This is a genomic window from Acinetobacter sp. YH12140 (genome assembly GCF_013418475.1).
In the GTDB taxonomy this organism is placed as follows: domain Bacteria; phylum Pseudomonadota; class Gammaproteobacteria; order Pseudomonadales; family Moraxellaceae; genus Acinetobacter; species Acinetobacter amyesii.
Genome location: NZ_VPBZ01000005.1, coordinates 287075 through 309294, shown reverse-complemented (window position 1 = coordinate 309294; position 22220 = coordinate 287075). Strand labels below are relative to the sequence as shown.

At 39.5% G+C, this 22220-nt stretch carries 29 protein-coding genes and 2 pseudogenes; 28 read left to right on the top strand and 3 right to left on the bottom strand.

Annotated features, from left to right (window positions below; translation table 11 throughout):
- The 4 genes from FTU75_RS08515 to FTU75_RS08500 are packed head-to-tail and all read left to right on the top strand — an operon-like array spanning nucleotide 1 to nucleotide 1920.
- Entirely contained in the window at nucleotides 1-771 is a 771-nt protein-coding gene (locus FTU75_RS08515) for a hypothetical protein (RefSeq protein WP_180102182.1), read from the top strand.
- Nucleotides 768-1010 (top strand): hypothetical protein, encoded by a 243-nt coding sequence (locus FTU75_RS08510; protein WP_180084044.1) that lies wholly within the window; start codon nucleotides 768-770, stop codon nucleotides 1008-1010. The genes FTU75_RS08515 and FTU75_RS08510 overlap by 4 nt, the downstream gene beginning before the upstream one ends.
- Nucleotides 1010-1387 carry a hypothetical protein gene (locus FTU75_RS08505; protein WP_180115713.1) on the top strand — a complete coding sequence of 126 codons (378 nt, stop codon included), beginning with the start codon at nucleotides 1010-1012 and terminating at the stop codon, nucleotides 1385-1387. Before FTU75_RS08510 ends, FTU75_RS08505 begins: the two co-directional genes overlap by 1 nt.
- Nucleotides 1388-1416: 29 nt before the next feature.
- On the top strand, nucleotides 1417-1920 hold the full coding sequence (locus FTU75_RS08500) for a hypothetical protein (RefSeq protein ID WP_180115712.1): 504 nt from the start codon (nucleotides 1417-1419) through the stop codon (nucleotides 1918-1920).
- A gap of 53 nt (nucleotides 1921-1973) precedes the next feature.
- Here FTU75_RS08500 and FTU75_RS08495 read toward each other — a convergent pair whose 3' ends face one another.
- Genes FTU75_RS08495 through xseA form a run of 3 tightly spaced genes read right to left on the bottom strand, consistent with a single transcriptional unit; the run spans nucleotide 1974 to nucleotide 4533 of the window.
- Nucleotides 1974-3029 (bottom strand): hypothetical protein, encoded by a 1056-nt coding sequence (locus tag FTU75_RS08495; RefSeq protein WP_180115711.1) that lies wholly within the window; start codon nucleotides 3027-3029, stop codon nucleotides 1974-1976.
- A gap of 54 nt (nucleotides 3030-3083) precedes the next feature.
- Nucleotides 3084-3278, bottom strand: coding sequence for an exodeoxyribonuclease VII small subunit (xseB, locus tag FTU75_RS08490; RefSeq protein WP_180115710.1), 195 nt, complete (start codon nucleotides 3276-3278; stop codon nucleotides 3084-3086).
- Complete coding sequence (gene xseA / locus FTU75_RS08485; protein ID WP_180115818.1) at nucleotides 3271-4533, bottom strand: exodeoxyribonuclease VII large subunit; 1263 nt, start codon at nucleotides 4531-4533, stop codon at nucleotides 3271-3273. Before xseA ends, xseB begins: the two co-directional genes overlap by 8 nt.
- Before the next feature lie 192 nt (nucleotides 4534-4725).
- Here xseA and FTU75_RS08480 point away from each other — a divergent pair, with 192 nt between their 5' ends.
- The 24 genes and pseudogenes from FTU75_RS08480 to FTU75_RS08365 all read left to right on the top strand — a co-directional run bounded on the left by FTU75_RS08480 (nucleotide 4726) and on the right by FTU75_RS08365 (nucleotide 22137).
- On the top strand, nucleotides 4726-4911 hold the full coding sequence (locus FTU75_RS08480; protein ID WP_180115709.1) for a hypothetical protein: 186 nt from the start codon (nucleotides 4726-4728) through the stop codon (nucleotides 4909-4911).
- Between the two features lie 75 nt (nucleotides 4912-4986).
- Entirely contained in the window at nucleotides 4987-5649 is a 663-nt protein-coding gene (locus FTU75_RS08475) for a hypothetical protein (protein ID WP_180115708.1), read from the top strand.
- Nucleotides 5650-5717: 68 nt separating this feature from the next.
- The gene (locus FTU75_RS08470; protein WP_180115707.1) at nucleotides 5718-6146 is read left to right on the top strand and encodes a hypothetical protein; all 429 of its coding nucleotides are present in this window, start codon (nucleotides 5718-5720) and stop codon (nucleotides 6144-6146) included.
- Nucleotides 6115-6756, top strand: coding sequence for a putative metallopeptidase (locus FTU75_RS08465; RefSeq protein ID WP_180115706.1), 642 nt, complete (start codon nucleotides 6115-6117; stop codon nucleotides 6754-6756). Before FTU75_RS08470 ends, FTU75_RS08465 begins: the two co-directional genes overlap by 32 nt.
- 57 nt (nucleotides 6757-6813) lie before the next feature.
- Nucleotides 6814-7308 carry a DUF2280 domain-containing protein gene (locus FTU75_RS08460; protein ID WP_078190830.1) on the top strand — a complete coding sequence of 165 codons (495 nt, stop codon included), beginning with the start codon at nucleotides 6814-6816 and terminating at the stop codon, nucleotides 7306-7308.
- Nucleotides 7305-8981 (top strand): terminase, encoded by a 1677-nt coding sequence (locus FTU75_RS08455; protein WP_180115705.1) that lies wholly within the window; start codon nucleotides 7305-7307, stop codon nucleotides 8979-8981. The genes FTU75_RS08460 and FTU75_RS08455 overlap by 4 nt, the downstream gene beginning before the upstream one ends.
- Before the next feature lie 12 nt (nucleotides 8982-8993).
- Nucleotides 8994-10454, top strand: coding sequence for a DUF935 family protein (locus tag FTU75_RS08450; protein ID WP_180115704.1), 1461 nt, complete (start codon nucleotides 8994-8996; stop codon nucleotides 10452-10454).
- Nucleotides 10455-10913 (top strand): annotated as a pseudogene (locus FTU75_RS08445) (phage minor head protein); the annotation flags it as partial.
- Between the two features lie 939 nt (nucleotides 10914-11852).
- Nucleotides 11853-12611: pseudogene (locus FTU75_RS08440) on the top strand (phage head morphogenesis protein); the annotation flags it as partial.
- 362 nt (nucleotides 12612-12973) lie between these two features.
- Nucleotides 12974-13735, top strand: coding sequence for a hypothetical protein (locus FTU75_RS08435; protein ID WP_180115703.1), 762 nt, complete (start codon nucleotides 12974-12976; stop codon nucleotides 13733-13735).
- A gap of 155 nt (nucleotides 13736-13890) precedes the next feature.
- Complete coding sequence (locus FTU75_RS08430) at nucleotides 13891-14145, top strand: hypothetical protein (RefSeq protein ID WP_180115702.1); 255 nt, start codon at nucleotides 13891-13893, stop codon at nucleotides 14143-14145.
- Between the two features lie 92 nt (nucleotides 14146-14237).
- Complete coding sequence (locus FTU75_RS08425; RefSeq protein ID WP_180115701.1) at nucleotides 14238-15089, top strand: ORF6N domain-containing protein; 852 nt, start codon at nucleotides 14238-14240, stop codon at nucleotides 15087-15089.
- Between the two features lie 473 nt (nucleotides 15090-15562).
- Nucleotides 15563-15718 carry a hypothetical protein gene (locus FTU75_RS08420; RefSeq protein ID WP_180115700.1) on the top strand — a complete coding sequence of 52 codons (156 nt, stop codon included), beginning with the start codon at nucleotides 15563-15565 and terminating at the stop codon, nucleotides 15716-15718.
- A gap of 54 nt (nucleotides 15719-15772) precedes the next feature.
- Nucleotides 15773-16744 carry a hypothetical protein gene (locus FTU75_RS08415; protein WP_180115699.1) on the top strand — a complete coding sequence of 324 codons (972 nt, stop codon included), beginning with the start codon at nucleotides 15773-15775 and terminating at the stop codon, nucleotides 16742-16744.
- Nucleotides 16744-17127 carry a hypothetical protein gene (locus FTU75_RS08410; RefSeq protein WP_180115698.1) on the top strand — a complete coding sequence of 128 codons (384 nt, stop codon included), beginning with the start codon at nucleotides 16744-16746 and terminating at the stop codon, nucleotides 17125-17127. The genes FTU75_RS08415 and FTU75_RS08410 overlap by 1 nt, the downstream gene beginning before the upstream one ends.
- Before the next feature lie 3 nt (nucleotides 17128-17130).
- Nucleotides 17131-18207 (top strand): major capsid protein, encoded by a 1077-nt coding sequence (locus FTU75_RS08405; protein ID WP_180115697.1) that lies wholly within the window; start codon nucleotides 17131-17133, stop codon nucleotides 18205-18207.
- A gap of 10 nt (nucleotides 18208-18217) precedes the next feature.
- Nucleotides 18218-18574 carry a hypothetical protein gene (locus tag FTU75_RS08400; RefSeq protein WP_180115696.1) on the top strand — a complete coding sequence of 119 codons (357 nt, stop codon included), beginning with the start codon at nucleotides 18218-18220 and terminating at the stop codon, nucleotides 18572-18574.
- A 7-nt stretch (nucleotides 18575-18581) separates the two neighbouring features.
- Nucleotides 18582-19022, top strand: coding sequence for a gp436 family protein (locus FTU75_RS08395; protein WP_180115695.1), 441 nt, complete (start codon nucleotides 18582-18584; stop codon nucleotides 19020-19022).
- A gap of 7 nt (nucleotides 19023-19029) precedes the next feature.
- Nucleotides 19030-19545 (top strand): phage virion morphogenesis protein, encoded by a 516-nt coding sequence (locus tag FTU75_RS08390; protein ID WP_078193407.1) that lies wholly within the window; start codon nucleotides 19030-19032, stop codon nucleotides 19543-19545.
- Nucleotides 19520-19942 carry a hypothetical protein gene (locus FTU75_RS08385; protein ID WP_168377672.1) on the top strand — a complete coding sequence of 141 codons (423 nt, stop codon included), beginning with the start codon at nucleotides 19520-19522 and terminating at the stop codon, nucleotides 19940-19942. Before FTU75_RS08390 ends, FTU75_RS08385 begins: the two co-directional genes overlap by 26 nt.
- Nucleotides 19943-19951: 9 nt before the next feature.
- A complete protein-coding gene (locus tag FTU75_RS08380) occupies nucleotides 19952-20110 on the top strand; it encodes a hypothetical protein (protein WP_180115694.1) in 159 nt (52 codons plus the stop codon).
- A 4-nt stretch (nucleotides 20111-20114) separates the two neighbouring features.
- The gene (locus tag FTU75_RS08375) at nucleotides 20115-20849 is read left to right on the top strand and encodes a hypothetical protein (protein ID WP_180115693.1); all 735 of its coding nucleotides are present in this window, start codon (nucleotides 20115-20117) and stop codon (nucleotides 20847-20849) included.
- Between the two features lie 72 nt (nucleotides 20850-20921).
- Nucleotides 20922-21512 (top strand): hypothetical protein, encoded by a 591-nt coding sequence (locus tag FTU75_RS08370; RefSeq protein WP_180115692.1) that lies wholly within the window; start codon nucleotides 20922-20924, stop codon nucleotides 21510-21512.
- Nucleotides 21513-21570: 58 nt separating this feature from the next.
- Entirely contained in the window at nucleotides 21571-22137 is a 567-nt protein-coding gene (locus FTU75_RS08365) for a hypothetical protein (protein ID WP_180115691.1), read from the top strand.
- Nucleotides 22138-22220: the final 83 nt, after the last annotated feature.

Genomic DNA, 22220 nt, shown 5'->3' with positions numbered 1-22220 from the left:
ATGAATCACTTGGTTTGTCGTGACGACGTACATGAGTTGATTGCAACTTTGCGAACACTCTACGCATCACAGTTCAATAAAAACTTCCCAGCAGAGGGTAAGAACTCAATCCCAATGCAAGTTGTTGAAGACCGAGTTGCTAAAGCCATGATTGGGGTGACTACGGAACAGTTTCAACGTGGTTTGCTCTTGTTGAGTACCAGTGGAAATAAGTACATGCCGAGCTTTGCTGACTTCCGAACAATGTGTATTGGCGAAGATTGGTGGAATGCTCAAAAAGCTTGGATCAAAGCATGTGAGTACACAAAAATTACGAAGCCTAAACCGGTTATTTTGGCAGATGGAAGTTCTCAATACCGAGACATTACGACCTTGGCCAAGTTCGCATTAGATCAAGTCATGCTTCTCATCAATGATGGTGAAATGTACCGAGCTAAAGAAGAATTTATTCGCTTGTATGAGGCCTATGTGTTGGAAGCTCAGATCAAGGGGCGATTTCAAGAGTGGTATCAAGAAAGACCAAGTTTGGCCTGGAGTGAATCTGAGAAAAAACATGTACCGGTTGCGAATGATGAAGCTCTACAACAGCTGGCCAATCTGAAAGCCAAAATAAATGTTCGAAATCGCCAAGTGCCGAAGCCCCAAAAATTAGAGGCAAATAAAGCAAAGGCAGTGATTCAAAACGAATGGCCAGATCCATTTGAAAACCCAAGTGAATATCAATCAATGATGGCGAATGGATTTAATCGTGTATTGGGAGGTGCTTCATGAACACCTCATTCGTTAAAAAATTTGAAGAGATTAAAAACGTACTTGTATACATCGCATTTTCTACTGCTGAGGTGACTGCTTTAGAGCTTGAGGAAAACGTGACTGATTGGGGGCGTTGCCAATTAAATTTACATCTTAAGAAACTTGTTGAAGCTGGATATCTACAGAGTAATGGCAAGCAAGCAGAACGTGCTTATACCGCTACTGAAAAAACAAAGCAGTTATTTGGAGTGAAGTAGTGACCAGCTACTCAATTGCTGAATACAAACAAATGATCGGTGGTGCCAAACCTAAACGAGGTACCAAAAGACCTAAGGTTAAAAGTCAAAAGGTACCCAATGAGTTTGAAGCGAAATTTGCGCTGGAGCTTAAAGCATTAAAGATAGATTTCGAACAGGAATTTAAGTTTCACCAGAGTCGCAAATGGAGGGCTGATTTCCACCTAAAGGGAAGAATGATTCTGATTGAAGTTGAAGGTGGTATTTGGAGTGGTGGTAGGCATACAAGGGGTAAAGGGTATATCGGTGATATGGAGAAATATAACGCGGCGACGATGCTGGGTTATCAGGTTATACGGTTTAGTACAGAGCAAGTGAAGTCAGGTTTAGCAATTTAGCAGATTGAGAAGATGGTAGGGGATTTAGAATGAATGCAGCAGTATCAATTATGCAGTCGGTTGATTGGACACGTTTTGATTTGGAAGGGTGGTTATATCAGTTTGGGGCCTGGATGAACTCTGTATCAGGGACATGTGGGAAAACAGTCAATCCTATTGCAGTGGCAATGGATCAGGCCACTAAGAAAAGAAAACAGAAAAAACTGACCGATCTACAGGAATCAAAAATCATTGTTGATTTCCTGACTGGTGATTATCAATTACCAAAATTAAAGCAGACAAAAATTGTGTGTCAGATTGATGATAATGAAGCACGCGCCGTACAGCGTTTAATATTAGATATGCAGGGACAATCTGAAGTTTTAGATGATTGGATGGATGCAGTTATTGATCGTTATTTTTATGGGAATTCTTGGTCTGAAATGGTACGTGAAAATCGTACTCAAGCTGATTCTCGAATTGATGTTAAGTGCGGTTTAGCAGCTTTGCATAGTCGGTATGGGTTTGTTGGATATAAAAAAAGCACCTCTTAGGTGCTTTAAAGCTTATAGTATGTTATGAAAATTTATCTTAATGTCAAAAGAAATTACCTACAGGCCTGTAGATCCTTTAAGCTTATACCAGGATTAAACGTTTTAATAAAATCAACTTGGTTTTTTTGGGGTATTTTAAAAGCTATAAAAAATGGACCTTTGTAATCTTTTTTAGTAATCATATTGTTTAATAAAATTGTTTCATCAGTAACAATATTTCTATAACAATTTTTTTCGATCATATTCTGATTTTTTAGTGGGAATGGATTTTTTACATAAAGCCTAAACTCCAATGGATTAGATTTTAAATTAATTTTTGAGTTTTTTTTGTAATTAATTTGAACTAATATTATTTTATCTGAATTATTAATATTATTGCTAGATAATTCATAGAAATAAAAATCATTGCTCATAGGGTTGCTTTTAATACTATTCAAAACTCTAGTGTCAAAATCCTCTTCTTTTAGTTTCTTAAAGAAAGTATATTCTTTGTTTCCGTAAATACATAATGTTTTGCCGCACTTTATTTTAAAAAGTTTTTTTTCATTATATAAAATGTACTTAGTGTTATCTATGATATTCATCTTAGACATATCAACGCCTTGCTGATTGAATTTAAATAAAAATAGTAGTGTGATGTATATTAATAAAATTGAAATAATAGATAGGAGATAAGTTGAAATTAAATATTTTGGAAAGAGGTCTTGAGATGTTTTTTTTAATCTTCTTGAAATGTTTAGGAGTAATGAAAATTTATTAATATTACTTTCTTTTTTGATAATTTTTTTATAAAAAATAGTTGTTTTATATTCAGTGATAACTTCAACTCTATTCTTGATTTTATTAAAATCTGGCTTGTAAATAAATATAAATAGATATATACATATAATTACAATCATTAAAATTAAAAATAAATTAATATTATTTGAAAAAACATACAAATTAGAAAGTATGCCTTGAAATGTATAATCATTAAAGTCAAAATTTAAATTAGAATAATCATAACCTGTTGGATAAGTTAACCCATCAATAACAAGTCTACCAGAAATATATAAATATCCTAAAAAACTTGATATGCCAAATGCTAAAACAAACTCTTTTAATTTCAATTATGTACCCAATAATTAATTATTTGTCAGTCGATTTATATTAAATCTTTAATTTTATTGACTAAAAGTCTCATTCAAAGCTTGTTGAATGGCGTCTACACGTGATTTACAGGCTTTATATGCTGACATCGATTCTTCAACAATTGTCATCAAATTATCAATATCTGGTTCATCTTGAGACTCAAGGAGCTCGGCGTTCTTTTTGAGAATTTCATAGCCTTCTTTAAACGTTAATTCTTTCTTAATCATTGCTAGATACCTGAGTCACATTGGCATTGATAATACCATCCTGTAATTCTACTTGAATGCTATCACCTGATATTTGTTGAATAGAACGTATTGCTTTGCCTTGGCTACGGACGATACCAAAACCTTTGGCCATAACATTTTTGGGATTCTGAAGTAATGTTTCGCGCATGAGAGATTCAACTTGCTGAGAAGCCAGCTTAACCTGTTGCTGAGCTAAATATTGAGTGGTTTCTTTAATTAAGTCTAAATTTCGATTAGTTAAACTAATTTGATTATTAGCCAGAGTCTTGATTGACTTTATGTATTGATCATTCTGGCTTTGATACGCCGTGATCTGATGCTGAGATAACAACTTAATAGTTTGCAGAGAATCAGAAACATCTTGGACACGCTCTACAATCAAATTACGTATACCTCCAATGACCTTACTGGGTGTATCAAAAGATCGATGTGCAATTTCATCTAAAATCGTTCGGTCTTTTTCATGGCCAATACCGACCCAGATAGGGACGGAACGCTTACAAAGCAAAGCTGCCAAATCAAAATCATTTAAATATGCTAAATCATTTACAGATCCACCACCGCGTATAAGAACGATGAGATCAGGGGCAACTTCATAATCTTTGACCCATTGCTTAAGGGCAGTTATTAAAGAATCTCGGATACTTGTTGGAGCTGTATTGCCTTGGAAAGTGGCACTGTGATAAACGAAATGGCAGACACCGGCTTTGTCTAATGCGTCAGCATCCTTTTTGAAATCGCCTAAACCTGCAGCATTTTCAGGTGCAATGACCAGGACATTTTGAATATCAAACGGCGCAGGTAGCTGTTTATTTTTATCTGCAAGACCTTCGGTTTGTAATTTTTCTAATGTCTGCTGATAACGCCGTGCTATGTCACCTAACGTAAAGCTTGAATCAATATCTTCTACATTAACTGAGAAACCATATTGAGGGTCAAACTTGGCTTTAACTTTTATCAGAACATTAAGATCTCGAGATAACTCAATACCACTTTCACGTTCGAACTTTAGAACCATCTTTTGAGCAGAAGACTTCCAAATAGTCGCTTTACAACTTGCGATTACTTTGTCTGAACCTTCCTCTTTTTCAGCCAGCTCAAGATAATAATGTCCGCTTTTAATATTTAAATTTCTTATCTCTGCTTTGACCCAAACAGGTTCATCAAAGGTGACCCGTATAACTTCTTGAACAGTGGATAAATATTCACTTAAGGTTAGCTTGTAATCAGACATCATTGAGCAGCGAGATGAGGTTACTAAAAATACTAACGAACATATTGTTCAAAGACAATGATGAATGTTTGACCTTGTACAAGGGTTATGGCATATTTCAGCTATAGTGACCGAAGTGTACGTTGATACATGAAGTTAATTTAAAAGCTCGCCAAATGGTGGGCTTTAATTTTAAAAGAAGGGTGTAATATTTTGGAAAACAACGAGCTTGAACAAAACCCTCAGCAAGAAAATAATCAATCAAACTCTATTGTTGATACTATAGGTCACGCAAACCCGGTGGATGTGATCGAAGTCTTGGTAGAAGCAGGAAAGTCTGTTGTTAATACAAGTAAAGATATTATTTCGAGTATTGTTGACAATATCGATATTAATTAATAACTCAGAACAAATTTTAAGCTTAAAAATTGATGTACATTGATTTCTTACCTGCAAATTATAAGTTATAAATTTATGAAAAAAATATTAGTTGGTCTTGTTAGTTGTTTAGCTGCTTTTGCCAATGCTACAACTTTAGATTGTGAAAACAGTTACCCATTATTTAAAGAAATAATTCAGAAAAAGTCAGATGCTGAGAACATTGGTGGTATAGATGATATACATGACTATATTCAGCATTATGATTACACATACATATTTAGTAAAAATCATTCAGATAAGCAATTTTGGGTAGATAAGCATTTGTCTTTTGCAAAACCTTCCTGGAGTAACAATGAATGGATAAGTAGAAGGGAATATAGTAAAAGAATTAAAGAAATTGCTAAGCACAATGTCAAAGATTCTTCAAATCCTTACATCCATGAGTTGTTACCATCTAAAGCTAATCTTTTAAGTAAGTCTGGTGAAATTTGTGTGGTGCCAGTTCAGGCATTTCTTGAGGTGGAGGTAGATGAAGGAGAAAGTCTAAATACTTCAGGAACTGTTGTGGTTGAAGCTATGCTAATTGATCATATTTTTGTGCGAGATATCAATGACAATAAGTGGCGTGTTTTAGCGTTTAATCGATTTATCACAGATAATGATTTTAACGAATTTTTCCCAGATATGCCTGATCATATAAAAAATGAATTAAATGATGGGATTGTTGAAGCGCAGGAAGCAGAATTAGTAGATTAAGTATTGAAAAACTTAAGCTAAAAAATTAATACAGCCTCCTTCTGGAGGTTTTTTTATAGCTCAAAATTATGGACGTTGAAAAATACAAGGCTCTAACCAATAAAAAGCCATACAAGCTCAAACTCCGCACCAAGCCATTACCTAAAGCTTCGGAAAGGTACTTGGAAGCATTCGACCGACTAAAAGAAATATTAGACCGCATGGAAATGAAGTATGAGGAGTACTTTCATTTCAAAAGTACCAAACATTGGCGTTTTGACTTACACCTCATTGAACATCGCATGCTAATTGAAATAGCAACTGGTCCATGGTCTGGAGGTCGAAAAGGCAAACTTGCTACAAAGGCTTGGAGTGTGGATCGATATGACCATGCTGAAGAAATGGGTTATCGATTTCACAGATTTGAGTTAGCAGATATCAATATGGGGCGTGCAACGGCCTGGCTCAGACAATTAAAGGCATTACATGGAACAGATCAGACCATTCCCACCGACTGAACTTATAGATCAGGCCGAGGAAGAAGACGCTATACGTCTTGCACCAGCTCCAGATCTAAAGGCCTGGGTGAAAGATAATTATTTGACTATTGGTGGACAACTTCATAACCCAGACCATGATCATATTGCAGAGCTGATTCACGACAATGAGGAGTTCTTGGCATTTGCATGGGCTTCATCTGCGGCTATGGCTAAAAAGCGTATGGTACTCGGTCAATGTGAAAAAGTGATGTTTAACCAAGGCGGGTGGAAGAAAGCCCGTCAAGAGCAACAAATGCGTGACTGGTTTGGATTTGTGCCTCAGTACTTAATTACGATTGATGCTGCATTTTGTGAGCAAACCTCTGATCGTGAATTCTGCCGTTTGATTGAACATGAGCTATATCACATTGGTGTAGAGCGAGATGAAGATGGTGAGATCATTTATAGCGATATGACTGGCTTACCTAAGCACTACTTAGCTGGCCATGATGTTGAAGTGTTCTTTGGTGAAATACGTCAGCACGGAATCGATAGCTCAGTACAACGATTATTGGAAATTGCTAAAAATGCTCCATTTGTATCGGAGACAAACATTGCAGCGTGTTGTGGGAACTGTGTGATTAACTGAGCCGAAAGGCTCTTTTTTTGCCTATCTTGCTATACGTAGCTATACAAAGAGGTGTTTATGGCAGCACTAAAAGAGCCTGTAAAAATGTTTATTGTTCAGTCTCTTGCATGCTTTGAAACCCCTCAACAAGTAGTAGAAGCTGTAAAGCAGGATTATAAGATTGAAATTACCCGTCAACAGGTTGCTCTTTATGACCCAACTAAAGTGGCTGGACGTAATCTAAGTAAAAAACTCAAGGATCTATTCAAGCGAACTCGCGAAGATTTTAGGAAAAATATCGAAGACATCGCGATTGCGAATAAGGCTTTTCGACTCATGGAACTTCAAAAGATGTATGAAGACTCAGGTCGAAATAAACGGGCGAAACAAAACCTTCTAAAGCAAGCATTCCAAGAAACTGATGGTCGTATCACTAAGCAAGAGATTACTGGCAAAGGTGGCAATCCGATTGAAACTGAGCATAAACATGCATTACCGGCTTATACACCTGAGCAACTGGCAGGAATGAGCGCTCAGGAGCTTTCGCGTTTAGCAATTAATGGCAAATTATGAGTTATTCAATTGAGGAAATAGCACCGCTCATTAAAGAGTGGACCATAAACACTCGTTTACCCGAAGTAATAGCTGAAATGACCAGACGCTATTACTACCGAGCTTTAATTGAACAGAATGAATTAAGTCGCCAGGCCGAAATATACAAATGCAGTCAAGATCCGATTCATTGGTTTAATCATTGGGTCTGGACATACGATCCGCGAGGTATGCCATTTGGTTTACCTGCCAACATCCCATTTGTGTTGCGGCCTGGTCAGGTCGATTTGGTTCATTGGCTATTAGAGCGTGAAAGTACCCAAACCCATGGACTGATTGAAAAGTCGCGTGATGAGGGAATGAGTTACGTACTACTCGGATTCTATTTACACAGGTGGCTGTATGTAGATGGCTTTGCCGGTGGAGTTGGAAGTCGTAAAGAGGATCTAGTGGATAAGAAAGGCGATCCAAAGACGCTATTGCACAAATTCCGAGATATGTTCTCAAAACTCCCTGATTGGATGAAGCCTGAAGGTTTTGTGGCGAAAGTCCACGATAACTACCTTCGAATCATTAATCCTGATAATGGCTCAACTGTTACAGGTGAAGCCGGTGACAACATTGGTCGTGGTGGACGTACCACAATGTACTTTCTAGATGAATGGGCATTCGTAGAACGTCAGGAAGCGGTGGATGCTGCAATCTCGCAGAACACCAACGTACATATCAAAGGATCTACTCCGAATGGTATTGGTGATCGCTTTTATCAGGATCGTTTCAGTGGTCGATATGCTGTATTTACCATGCCATGGCGCTTGAATCCAGATAAGAATTGGCAGGTTGAGTTGAGAGGTAAGTTGATCTACCCATGGTACGAGAAGCAAGTTGCCACCTTAGATGATGTGGTACTGGCTCAGGAAGTAGATATTAACTATGCGGCATCGGTCGAAGGCGTCTTGATCCCATCAGCTTGGGTTCAATCTGCTATTGATGCTCATAAGAAACTCGATATACGTCCTTCAGGTGATCGAATTGGTGGCTTAGACGTTGCAGATGAGGGTAAGGATAAAAACTCATTTGCAGGACGTCATGGTGTTGTTTTGAATTATCTAGACACATGGTCTGGTAAGGGTGATGACATCTTTGGGACGACTCAGAAGGCAATTGATATCTGTTTGGATCTGAATATTCGAGCATTTCTCTATGATGCAGATGGCCTGGGCGCAGGTGTCCGTGGCGATGCACGTGTCATTAATGAGCGCAATGAGGATCAAGGTATTGCAGAGATTCAAACTGATCCATTTAGAGGTTCAGGTTCAGTTCATGAGCCTGATGAAGAAATGGTAGAGGCTCGCAAGAATATTGATTTCTTTGCCAACCTCAAAGCTCAAATGTGGTGGTCGCTTCGTATGCGTTTCCAAAATACATACAGGGCATTGAATGGCATGGAATACGATCCTGATGCAATCATTTCACTTAGCTCTGATGATTTGAATGAGTCAGAGCTGAAAGCGTTGACCGTGGAATTATCTCAGCCGACCTACACCAAAAATGGTGCAGGGAAGATATTAGTCAATAAACAACCTGCAGGTGCGGCTTCACCAAACAGAGCGGATAGCGTGATGATCTGCTTTAGTGATGTGCAAGAACAAGAGACTAAGCAACCTTATGTTGCTGGTAATCGAATCTTTTAATTAGGTGCTGACATGGCAAAGTCTAAAAAGGACAAAGAATCTAAAAAGGCTTTGTCCAAGGGGAGTCTGTACTCTCAAGAAGCTGTTTTTAATTTTCTAACCAATTTCGGCCGTCAGCCTGATAACGATGAAGTACTTCGTAAAGCTGGCATTTCTCGACACAAGCTACGTGTACTGTTAGATGACGATGAAATTGCCCAGGCCGTTGAAACACGCATTGATGCATTGCTTTCAACACCATATCAGTTGGAACCTAGTGATTCTGCAGCTTCTAAAACGTTAAAGCTCATACTTGACGAATGGTACTGTGAAATTGCTGCTGCATCTCTGAATGCTTTGTTCTTTGGGTACTCGGTTCAAGAAGCAGTCTATGAGTTGAAACCAGATGGTTATTTTGGTTTGCAGTGGATTGGTGAAAAGCCAATGCAATGGTTTGAGCCAAAAAACGACGGACGTTTGATTTTGCGAAAGGAAGGAAATTCTCAAGAACTCGTCGTTGATCAGGTGTTCAAGTTTTTCCTTACACGTCGTAAAGCCACATATGAGCAGCCATACGGTAAAGCCATGTTGGCAACCCTATATTGGTTGTCATTCTTTAAACAAAACGGCTTTAAGTTTTGGGCCAAGTTTTTAGAGCGCTTTGGTACACCGATCTTGGTGGGCAAGGTAGGCAGTAAGATCACAACCGAAGCAATGAGTCGTGCACTGTTAGATGCTCATGCTCAAAGTATTCTATCGATCGATGCCAAAGACAGCGTTGAGGTGCTATCTGCTCAGGGTGCAAATGGTACCGCAGGATCTGCGTTTGAGATGTTTAATAAAACATTGATACAGCAGATTCAAAAAGTTGTACTCGGTCAAACTCTTACCAGTGGTACTGATGGTAAGGGGAGTTATGGCCTGGGTAAGGTCCATGAAAATGTGCGATTGGATAAGCTTAAATCTGATATTCGTTTAGTTACTCCAACGGTTCAGGCTGTAGTAAATGCTTTGTGTGTTTTGAATAATTGGGAACCGCACAAAATTAAGTTAGGTGAGAAAGAAAAAGTACTGAACGTCGAGCAGGCTACGCGCGATACACATTTAAAAAATGCCGGTGCAAATCTGTCAGATCAGTACTTCATTCGTGAATATGGTCTACAGGAAGGCGATCTAAAACCCACTATAGATGCGCCTCAGCAATTATTCTCAGCTATACCTAAACGTGCATTTAGCTTTAAAGCCCAGGCCAATAAACTTTCAGCTGAACAGCAAGAAGTCGAGGAATTAACTGATGGCCAAAAGGATCTGCAGCTTTTAAGTAATGAGCAGATTAAGCAGCTCATTGCTGAGTCTAATAGTCCTGAAGGCCTGGCATTCAATTTAATGCAGTTAATTCCATCGGTATCTGAATCTCAGTTTAAGGTCAATTTAGATCAGGCTTTGTATGCTGCAGATGTATTGGGGTATGCGACTGCTGCTAAGGGGAAATAGATGCAACCAGTCACATTCCTTGAAGCGCTTCAGTACGCGCATGACAAAAAGATTGTGCTACCTGATGAGTTTTACTCATTGGACTTAAAGACTAGGCAGATGGCGACTACGGTGAGCTTTCTTTCGAGTCTTGAGCAAGTTGAGACGGTCATTAAGTCACTGAATAAAACATTGGCCAATGGCGGAACGTTCAATGACTTTCAAAAGCTGATTGCTGAATCAGAGATCATTCTACCTAAGCATTATCTAGATACAGTATTTCGTACCAATATTCAAAGTGCCTATGGTCATGGGCGATGGCAGCAGCAGAATCGAAATAAAGCCAAACGTCCTTACCTAATGTATTCGGCGATCGATGATAGTCGTGTACGCCCAGCACATTTGGCATTGAATCGAATTGTGCTGCCGATTGATCATCCATTTTGGCTGACTCATTACCCGCCGTTGGGATTCCGTTGCTTCTTACCTGATACAAAAATTGATGGTGCCTCACATGGTGCTCTAAAGAGATTTTACAGCGGGAAGATCGTAAAGCTTATCACCAAGTCTGGCCGCGAGCTGAGGGTCACGGCTAATCACCCAATACTTACGAGTCGTGGCTGGATTATTGCTGAGCTCATTAAGCAAGGCGACAATTTGATTGCTTACGATAGACCAGTCGAAAGTCTTGATGCTAACGGTTTGACGAGGGAGATATACAACAATGAGTTTGTACCCACTGCTGAAAATCTTTTCAAGACGTTCATTGGTCATGCTCTTGCTGTCGGCGAAGCATCTTCTTTCAAGTTCGATGGCAATCTTTTCACCGCGGATAGTGAAATCCACATTGATATCCTGAATGATGGTTTGTCGATCAAGATTGATTCCAATGGCAGTCAAGGCATCAAACAGCGAGTGTTCGTGATCAGAAATGATGGGACCTGTTTCGAGAGCTTTGAAACCAGCAGCACGCCTGAAAGTAGGTTTGTCATTCCTAATGTTATTCTTTCTCAGGATTCTGGAGACATTTCCCTCGGAGGTGTTGAGAGTTGCAGCGACTTTACGCTGGCCGATATTCTGAGATTGGTAGAGATCAAGGACAGCCAGCTCCAACTTTCTATTGGAGTCCCTGCAGGCATCCCAAGCAGCAGAGCATTGACGCTGAATTCCGCCAGGGGTCTGTTTGATAACCTTCCACTTGACCGCTTCGGCTTGGCTTTGTGTTCTCAAGACAACGCCCTTTTTGAGAAATTGTCTAGTCACGGAATGTCTGACGATTGCGGTCTGTTTGGATATTTGGTTAATGCTCATGCCAGTCATGTAGCAGTCGATCCAGTAATCGATGTTATCGAGGACTTTTTCAGCGGTCATGTTTATGATTTCCAAAGTGATAGTGGTTTATTATCCGCAGATGGAATTATAGCACATAACTGTCGGTGTACTGTTATCGCACTCACAGAGGCTCAGGCACTCAATTACGGTATTACACCGGATGATAAGTTGCCGGAAGTTGCTGAGGCATTGGACTGGTCATCTCATCCATTGCAGTTTGGTGATCTGGAAGCATTGGTTGATAAAAAGATCAATGTGTCATTGCTTGATAAGGAATACCTCCTCGAGCAGAAGGAGGTTATCAAGGCTGAATGGACTGCATCGAAAAAGCTTACGAGTTTATTTGCTCCTATGGATGATAAGACTCGGGACCTATTCGATACGGTGGCCAATACTGTGATTCCACTTGATCCAAGCATTCGACCAAGTGCTATTCGTACTTTCTTGGATTACGTACAAGGCAATGACCAGGCCATTACAGGCTATTTGAATAGCAAAACCTCATCCAAGGCTGACCAAGTACTTAAGCAATGGTTGGTTCAGGATATGGCAGCGATTCAGACAGTGGCTAAGAACACCACAAATGTTGTTACTGGCACAACCACGCTGGCTTATGCCGCTTCACTCGAAGTAGGCAAGGTGGTGACATTGGATGCACCAATACTTTTAGCAGGTCAGTCAAACATTATGATTCAGATTGAGAATGCTAATGGCCTGGGGATTGATCTTCAAAAGCTGAATGCTGGTGAAGGGGTCTTGCTACCTTTGGGGATATCTTTTGAAGTTGTTTCGATAGAGATGGTTGAGGGTGTGATGGTTTATACCTTAAGAGCTTTGAAAAACTAGCCGTTATTACACAACAAACCTGAACATGTCATGACCTTTAATTAGCTCATGGCGTTTTGCATTGTACAAATAGCAAAAAGCCAAGAACTGCAATTCTTGGCTTTTTTGTTTCCCACAGATTTAAACGGAATAAGTGAGAACATTAGTGAATTTTAATCTAAATTTGAAAATGGATAAAGTCATGGAATTGTTTGCTAAATATAAATCGTTACGAATGATGTTCTACTCAATGGTCTGGATTGCATTTATTTATGCTTTGGCTCGGTTGTTGGAAGTTGTGCGGTGGTGGTAGACGTGGAAATTATTAGTAAATTAGTGTATTAATGTCTGCAATAACATTGGCTTAGAGTAGGCTCACTTTAATGTATAAAATTATAATAACTTTACTTTTATGTTGTTGTGCAACAGTTTATGGGGCAGAAGTTGATAATGCCTTGCTAAAGAAAAATTTGGAGGCTGCAACCATTCAAATTGAAGTATTGAAATCTCAAGTAGATGTGATGAAAAGCTATCAAGATAAGTTTTTATCTACTGTGTATTGGTCACTTGGCACAGTCGCAGCTCTTGTTGTATTTTTAGCTGGGTTTAACTGGTTTACTAATAATAGAAATGCAGAGAAAGAATCATCATTACATAAAGAGATGATTAGTAATGAGCTCAACAATATTACAAATACTTTAAATAATAAATTTTTAGATCATTTGTCAGAAAATAAAGTAAAGCAAGATGCAGCGATAGAAAATTTAAAAAATGATTTAGAGAACCTATTTGCAAGAGATCTTAATAATAAATTAAGACCTATAGATAGAGATTTGAAAAAAATAAAAAGGCAATTATATGAGTCGCAATACAACGAATATATGGAGAAGAAATATTATTCAAATGCACTTGTTGTAGTTTGTAATTTATTAGATTTATCTGTAGATGACTATGACTTTCAAAGTAATACTACTGATGCACTTGCAAAGGTTGAAACAACTTTAAAAGTAGCAAAAGAGAATCACCATTTGAATAGAATAAAACCAAACACAATCGCTCAAATTACATCAAGCCTAATTCCATTCGAGGATAAACATGGAATTGTTATAAAAAGAATTCATCAGCAATTATCTGGAATTGAATAGAAACTATTTAATTCCAATATTAACTTATTTCCATTTACGTATAAATAACTATAAAAATATGCGTAAAAGCATAAGTTTGGCTATAATTGCCTATAATTTATAGCCAAACTTATAGAATTTCTATAAGCCTATTTATATTTTGGAATTTTCTCTGTATGTCTGAATCAACTGACGCTCACCGTATGACGCCTGAACAGCTTGAAAGTATAGGCAAGGCTTTGTATGGATCAGGCTATAAAATTCAACTTGCAGAATTTTTAGGTGTTGATCGTAGACGTATTAACCATTGGTTGGATGGAGATCGTCCTATTCCTGCTGGAATAACTAGCGAATTATTAGAAAATGCCAAAAGTAGAGAAATTGAAGTCGCAGATGCTGTTAAGCAATTAGAGAAAATTTTAGATAAGTGATTATTGCTTTTGTGCCCAAAATGAGCACATAATTATAACAAGATTAAAGACAGAGCAGTAGGGCGCTGTCATGTACCACTAGGTGGCTTGTTATGAACATTGTTGCGAATATCAACGATACAGAAATTTCTATTATTAATTTCAAATCTATTCCTGTTGTAACTACTGAAATGCTTGCTGATTTTTATGGCACTGAAACCATACGTATTCAGCAGAACTATTCGAGAAATTTAGAGCGTTTTATCGAAGGTAAGCATTTCTTTAAAGTAGTTGGCGACGAGCTTAAAAGTTTTAAGAAAGCACTAACTAGCTCAAAGATAGTTAGTCTAAATGCAAGACATTTAGTCCTTTGGACAGAACGTGGCGCAGCTCGCCATGCCAAAATGCTCGATACTGATCAGGCCTGGGATGTTTTCGAACAACTGGAAGATTGCTATTTCCATCGCAAGGAAATTTTATCGAAAACACACAAATCAGAACGTGAGCCGTTAACCAACGCTGTAAACATGCTTGTGGCGAAGACTAAACATCTAAACTTTAGTGAAGCCTATAAATTGGTTCATCAAAGATTCAATGTGCAGCATCTTGAAGACATCCCATTTGATGCAATTCCTGTAGCAGTGGAATATGTGCATCACCTGATTGCTTTATATAGCAACGCAGATAAAAAGCAGAATTTTGAATCTAAACATATCGAGTCATTAGCAAGACACGCGCTGTGGCTGAATCATTGGTGGTCTGAGTTTGGCGGATCAATTAGAAAGATGAGTCCAACGATGGGACATGGCATACATGACCATTTTAAGTTTGCTGCCGAAGATGCAAAGCAAATTGTAGGTCGAGAAGTCTATATGCCTATCTTTGATTTGGCACAACGACATGACTGGCATAAGGGCGGGCTGGGGTATAAGGCGCTACTGGAATGTAGTTTAATTAAGTCTTAATTTAAATTCTTGACTGCTGAAGCAGTTTTGGGGTAATTTTTACCACACTGAATAGTTATGCAAACACTTAGTTTTCATAGAAAAACTATGCAAACTGTTAAGAAATTCTAAACCACCTTTCGAGGTGGTTTTTTGTTTTAAGAGGTAAAATATTCTAATACTCAAGCTATTGATTTTGCTTCATGAAGTTTATAATTGCCCGTATTAGAGGAAATGGGAATTTAGAGTTACACATATAAGAGAACAATCTAGGAAGAATTTTAGCTCAAATCGTGCCTGAAAGCCGTCCTAGGTGAAAGGGAAAGTGAAGCCGCCATCATTGGTGGTTTTTTTATGCCTGAATTTTAGGAAATAGTTCCACATTTAAGTGTGAGCTTGGGCCGATATAGTGGTCTAGAAAAGCAAAAAGCCCATGACGGCAATCACGGGCTTTTTAAATCAACTCAACCGGTAAGTTAAGGAGAAATATCTATATGAAAAATCATACACCAAAATCTGAATTAAAGGTAGATGGAAAAATGAGCGAAAAGGGCGCTGATAAGGTTGGTAACAAACTTGCTAATGCTGTAACTATTTTTGTTGTCTTAATTGGTTTTGCTGCATTAATCGCAGCGTGCCGATGGTGGTAGCCAGTCCATCAATTTATGCACCGCCTTCGGGCGGTTTTTTTATGGAGCATGAAAATGCCAATAGATGAAAAACAGGATCACTACTGTTTTCGGTTGGGTGATTTAAGTGTTGATCCAGCTGAAGAAGGAAAAAAGAAGCGAACCTTTTCAGGGATTGCATATAGCGGTGAAGTTATTACAGATCACTGGTATTGGACGCGCGTCATCTTTGATTTGGACAGCATGCAAATTAAAGGTCGAATCCCTGCATTACTTGAACATAGCTCCCGACAACGTGCAGGAGCAATCAATAACCATACGATTAGCCATCAAGATGGTTTAGTTGTGCAGGGTGATCTGATGAGTAATGAGTTTGGTGTTCAGGTTGCTCAGGATTCTGACGATGGCTTTCCATGGCAGATGTCTGTACGAATTGAGCCTGCAAAAACCGAAGAGGTGGCAGCCGATCAGACGGTCATCGTGAATGGCAAGACTTTGCAAGGACCAATCACAGTATTTCGTGGTGGTCGTATCCGCGAAGTTTCATTTTGCGCTTTAGGTGCAGATGAAAACACCATGGCTGTAGCTGCAAGCCATAATCCACAAACGTTTACCCCAACCCAAGAGGACACTAACGTGACCGAATTAGAACAAACCCAGGCCAAATTAAAGCAGGCTGAAACAGACCGCGATGCTGCACAAGCCGAACTTAAAAAGTTCAAAGCAGATAAGCGTGAAGATGACATTAAAAGCTTAGAAACAGCAATGAATAAGCAATTCAGTGCTGAAGAAAAGAAATCCTATACCGATATGGATGATGCTGCATTTGCATTTATGGCACAGCAGTTAAAGCAATTTTCTGCAGGTAATCAACCACCAGCTGGTCAGCAGCAACAGCAAAACAATACGGTACCACCGCAATTTTCACACTTGTTTAGTCATCAAGCTACAGGTGATCAAAGTGGGCAACAAGGGCAAGGTAATCAGCAGGGTACAGCCTTAGACCAAGCTTTCAGTAAGTTCGCAGCCTCTCAGGAGCAAAAATAATGGGAACAATTACTCAAACAATCACGACTACACAGCTTGTAGTGGGTGATGGCGTTCGTACAGAGAACGCCAAAGTAAAAACAGCTACAGCGTATAAGCGTGGTGATTTGTTAAAGGTTGATGCAAATAACTTAGCAGACCATCCTGCAGTCACCGAAGGCGTGGTGGGTGATTGGAATGCAATTGCAAATACAGATATGACTGTAGAGCAGGCTACTTACCATGCAGCCAATGGCCTGGAAATGCCGATCTATGTACAGGGTGCTTTTGATATTGCTGTGGTGACTGTAAATGGTACACCACTAACAGAAGCGCAGTATGACGCGGTACGTGCCCAGGCCTTAATCAACAAAATCGAACTTCGTAAAGTTGTGGGGAAATAATTAATGAGTCAACAATTTACATTTCAGAATGCACCGGTTGAATTACTGGATGTACCTCAGTTGGTGTTATTAACGGATACTACTCAGAAGGTAGACACGTGGTTAATGGATCGCTTCTTTCCTCAACGTGTCTCGTATACCAAAAAAGAAGTTCCTGTAGGTGAGTTAAATACAGCGACACCGCTTGCACCATTTGTAACGCCTACAGCTGCTGGTCGCCAAATTAAAGTTGGTGAGTCTGGTAACGTTAAATTCGTCAAACCGGCTTACTTAAAACCGATGATGACGGTCATGCCAAGCGATGTTCAAAATACCGCTTTGATTACCCAATTGCGTAAATTTGGTGTGATTGCCACAGGCTCAAACCGTTTAAGTGATGCAGATCTATTGCTGATTGACCAAGCACAAAAGGCTTTATATTTACGTCAATCGATTGAAAACCGAAAGTTGCTGATTGCCCGTGATGTATTGCTATATGGCAAGACAACCTTCGCTTCTGCTGACTTCCCAATGTATGAAGTAGATTATGAGCGTAATGCAGCTTGTACATTTGCTCCATTGATCAAATGGGGGCAGGTTGGTGCAACAGCGGTTAAAGATATCCAGACCATGATTGATCTATCAGTAGAACATTCTGGTACCTCTCCAATAATGGCGCTTACAACATCTAAGGTGTACAACACGTTAATCAAAGATCCAGAGTTTAAAGAGAAGTTCATTGCACCATATGCGGGTATTAGTGTTCCTTTGACTCCAACCTTTGATCAAATGGATAAACCGCAGTTCCGTGGTACGGTCGACAACATTGAAATTTGGACGTATGACGTTCAACACAGTATTGGTGGCGGTACACCGGAACGATTTATTCCAGAAGACTTCTTTGGACTGATCTCTGATGCTAATGGTTGGATCGCTCACTGTGCTATCCAAAACGTAGAGGCTTTTGGCCAAGCTCTAGAGTTCTATCTAAGCCAATGGCAAGAAAAGAACCCTTCAAGCATTCAAATGCTTGCTGAATCATCTCCACTGGCGATTCCAAACAATAAGAATGGCCTGGTAGGCGGTCGCGGGTTCGTATAAGGAAAATATTATGACGAAGTACATTGCAAAGCAGTCGCTTGGACACTTTCGTCCAGGCCAAGAAATCACAGGGCTTGAAGCTAAACAACTTCAGGCCCTTTTAGCATCTGGGGCGATTGAAGAAGAAAAAGCTCCAGCAGAACCCAAGGCTGATGGTACAGCCGCACGCTTAGTTGAGCTTGAAAAAGCCAATACTGATCTTCTTACAGCAAATAAGCTGATGACTGATGAAAAGGTCAAATCAGATCAGGAGAATGGTGAGCTTAAAGCGAAGGTTGCAGAGCTTGAAAAAGCATTAGCTGCATCTGAAACTGCCCTGAAAAAGGCAACTGCCGAAGCGAAGAAGGCTACTACAGAAGCCAAGTAGGTGATCCATGTATGCGACTAAATCTGACTTGGTGGTGCGATTTGGTGATGAGCTAGAACAACTGTTAATGATGCTGCCCAATGTCACCGCTGTAGATGATGCCATTCAGGACGCGACAGAGGAAATTAACGGTCACATAGGTGGCCGTTATTCTTTGCCGCTACCTAACGTGCCAAGTAACTTGAAACGTATGGCATGTGATATTGCACGCTATCGCTTGTATTTCCAGCAACCAACGGAAGAAGTCCGAAAGCGCTATGAGGATGCAATCTCATTCTTAAAGCGCGTGGCTGAAAACAAGGCGCATTTACAGATCCAGTCTAAGGAATCGGACGAGATTATTGATGATGAGCCTACAAAGAAGCCAAGTACTTTACCTATTGGTAGTACTTATCGTGGTGGGGTATTTGGTGATGATGTCTTAAATATGATGCCTAGCATCAAGTGAGGCAATTATGGCGTTTGCAATCAAGATTGATTCAAATAGTTCAGCAATTGAGGCGGTAATGAGTCAATTGCTGGATATTGATGCTGAAAAAGCTCGACTTTATGAAGACATTGGCCTGGCATTAACAACCAGTGTTCAAGAAAGATTCATTGGTGGGTTTGATGTTGATGGTAACCCATGGAAGATATCTTGGCGTGCAAGCATGCAGGGAAGAGAGGGTATGCAAGGTGGTCAAACGCTACGTGATACTGGGCGCTTGATGAATTCTTACACATACAACGTTCTTTCGAATGGTGTTGAGGTTGGGACAAACGTCTTTTATGCGCCATACCTTCACTTCGGTGCTACGATTCTGCCAAAGACAAGCCAATACATTACCTTTGCTGTTGGTGGTCAATACAGAAAAGTAAAACAGGTGGTTAATCCTCCAAGGACACAATTAGGTATCAATTCTGCAGATGAAGAAATGATCCTAAATATCGTAGGAAGTTTTATAGATGAGTACCTTCTTCGCGGTACGTGATGAGATTGCAGAAAAACTGAAAGAAATTTCAGAGTTTAAGCAGATTTATACCCCGCTAAATTCAGTAGTGGTCACAGAAATGTCGCAGGTCACTCCATCGGCGCATATCAACTTTGTACGCATAGACAAGAAAGCAAGCGCAGGTAAAGGGGGGATTAATCAGATTGGTCAGCAGTGGGCGGTGACTGTGGCGTGTCGCAATGCCCAGTCACAGAAGAATGATGGTCGAGCAGTTAGCGATGAAGCGGGGCTTTTAACTGAAAAAGTAATTCAGCTTCTTTCAGGTTGGAAGCCGCAGTCTTCTCGCAATGAATTAGACCTGATTTCTGTGCGTGATGGTTATAGTCCTGGGTTTGCATACATCACTATTATTTTTGAATCACAAAAATTTATTTAGGAGACATTCATGGCAAAACAATATAAAGCCCGGCAACCCGTCGGGCGTTTTTCTGCCGGCGATATTGTTGGTGGGCTGACAGAGAATCAAATCAGCAAATTACTTGCAGATAAAATCATTGAAGAAGTGAAGCCATCTGCTCCAAATAAACCCGCTAAAGAGGTATAAACCGATGGCTAAAAATTATATTTCACTCCAAGGTAAATTCTATTTATCTGAGATTGCAAATGGTGTTGCAGGTGCGATGCGCCATATTGGTAACGTGCCTGAATTTGAGCTTGAAATTACAACTGATCAGGTTGAGCACACAGAAAGCACATCCGGTCAGCGTACAACAGACTTTGTGCTTACAAAGACCACTGGTGTGAACTTTTCAGGACAACTTGAAGAAGTGGATGATGCCAACCTTCAGTACATCCTTTCTGGTATGAAGTCAGAAGTTGCTAGCGATACAGTGACGGATCAAGCACTGGGTACCGTGAAAGTCAGTGAAGAAATTAAGCTCAACGGCTATAGCCTTACAACAGTTTCGTTTAAAGCTGGATCTGCAGCTATTGATGAATCGAAATATGAGCTTGATGCTGTGTTTGGTACCGTGATTTTTAAAGAAACGATTGCAGAGCCAGTCACAGCCACTTACACCACTGGTGCAGTAAGTCGCACCACCATTGCGAGTGATTTCAATAAAGAATATGAATTGTTCTTTAAAGGGATTAACAATGCAACTGGAGACAGTATGGCTATTCGTTTATGGCGTACTAAAAAATCACCAGAAACTACATTCCCATTAATTCATGAAGACCTTGGCCAATATGAAATTTCAGGTCAAGCCTTATCTGATGTGACCAAAGGAACGGATGCAACACTCGGTCTATATGGCCACGTTGTGACAATTCCGAAAGCTTAAACCTATTCAGGCACAAAGAACTCCACGGCGCATAAGCGTCTTTTTTTGTGCCTGAGTTTTAGAGATTCAATCATGAATGATTTCTTTTTAGCGAATAATCGCTCGATCACAATTAAGGTGCTTGGTAATGATGTGGAAGTGAAGCAGCTGCAGATGCAAAACTTTGATATCTGGTCACCGATTGCATCAGTTATTCGTGACAGACTAAAGCAAAGTGATTATTCAGATTTAATCGGCGCAGGCCTGGTTAAAGATTATGGCGCGCATGTATTTCAACTTTGCTCAATGTGTACAAACACTGAAATAGAGACGCTATTAGATCTCGCTGAATCAGATCCGTTGGAGTTTAGCCATCTTCTTAAACATGTGATCGAAGTAAATGGTGCATATTTCAATGAAGACGTTAAGCCAGGCCCTAAAATTCGTAAGAAGAAAGGTGGTGTTGAACAAACTTGGTTTGATTCATTCCAGTACTTGATAGCATATGGACATAGACAAGACGATATTCTGCAAATGTCCTATGGGGCTTTTATTGGCTACTTAAGAGCGGCTGAAAAGTATCAACGAAACCGAGGCAAGTTTGATTCAAATATCATTCGGGCAGCACACCATGCAGATAAAAAAGGCTTTATAACGTTCCAAGATGAGCTAAGTAAACATTGATGTAAGTTACTGTTTTCACTTAATATGTGCTCAATAAATATATATTGAGGGTGTTGGGGTGAACTTAAAAGTTTTGATTGTGGCTGCTATATTGATTGTTGGTGGGCTGTTTTACTTCATAAATGAGAGCAATAAAGCGGATGTTGAAAGGCTTAAACAAGCCGAGGTTGCACATCAGCAGAAGCTGGAGAAGGAAAAAGCTGCGGAATTAAATGAGCAATATGGTGGCTCCCCAATTAAAGAAGAAACTATTAATAAGATTGTTGATGCCAAGATGGAAAAAACAGTGGAGGTTACTCCACAGCAAGCACAAGAGTTAAATAAAATTATTCTTGAGTGGACAGATGCAGCAACTGTAGCTGGTGCCACCAGTAGAATTGCATTATCTCAGCCCGTGGCAAAGCTTCAGGAAATTAAGAGAAATATTTCCATAATGAAGTTTCAGGGATGTGCAGAATCCACGCGCTTACTTTATGCTGATGCTATGACCACAAATATTGATGCATATCTTGAATTTATGAAGGGTAAAGAATATGAATTTAAGGCGGCATCACTATTGACTGATTACAGTAAGCAGTTGGAAATGGCTGAAAGAGAGAAGAAAAATTGCACAATATTGCAATAATAAAAAAGCACCCTAGGGTGCTTTTTGTATATTTGATATATACCCACCGTTGAGTGGGTTTTTTATTGCCAAAAATTTGAGGT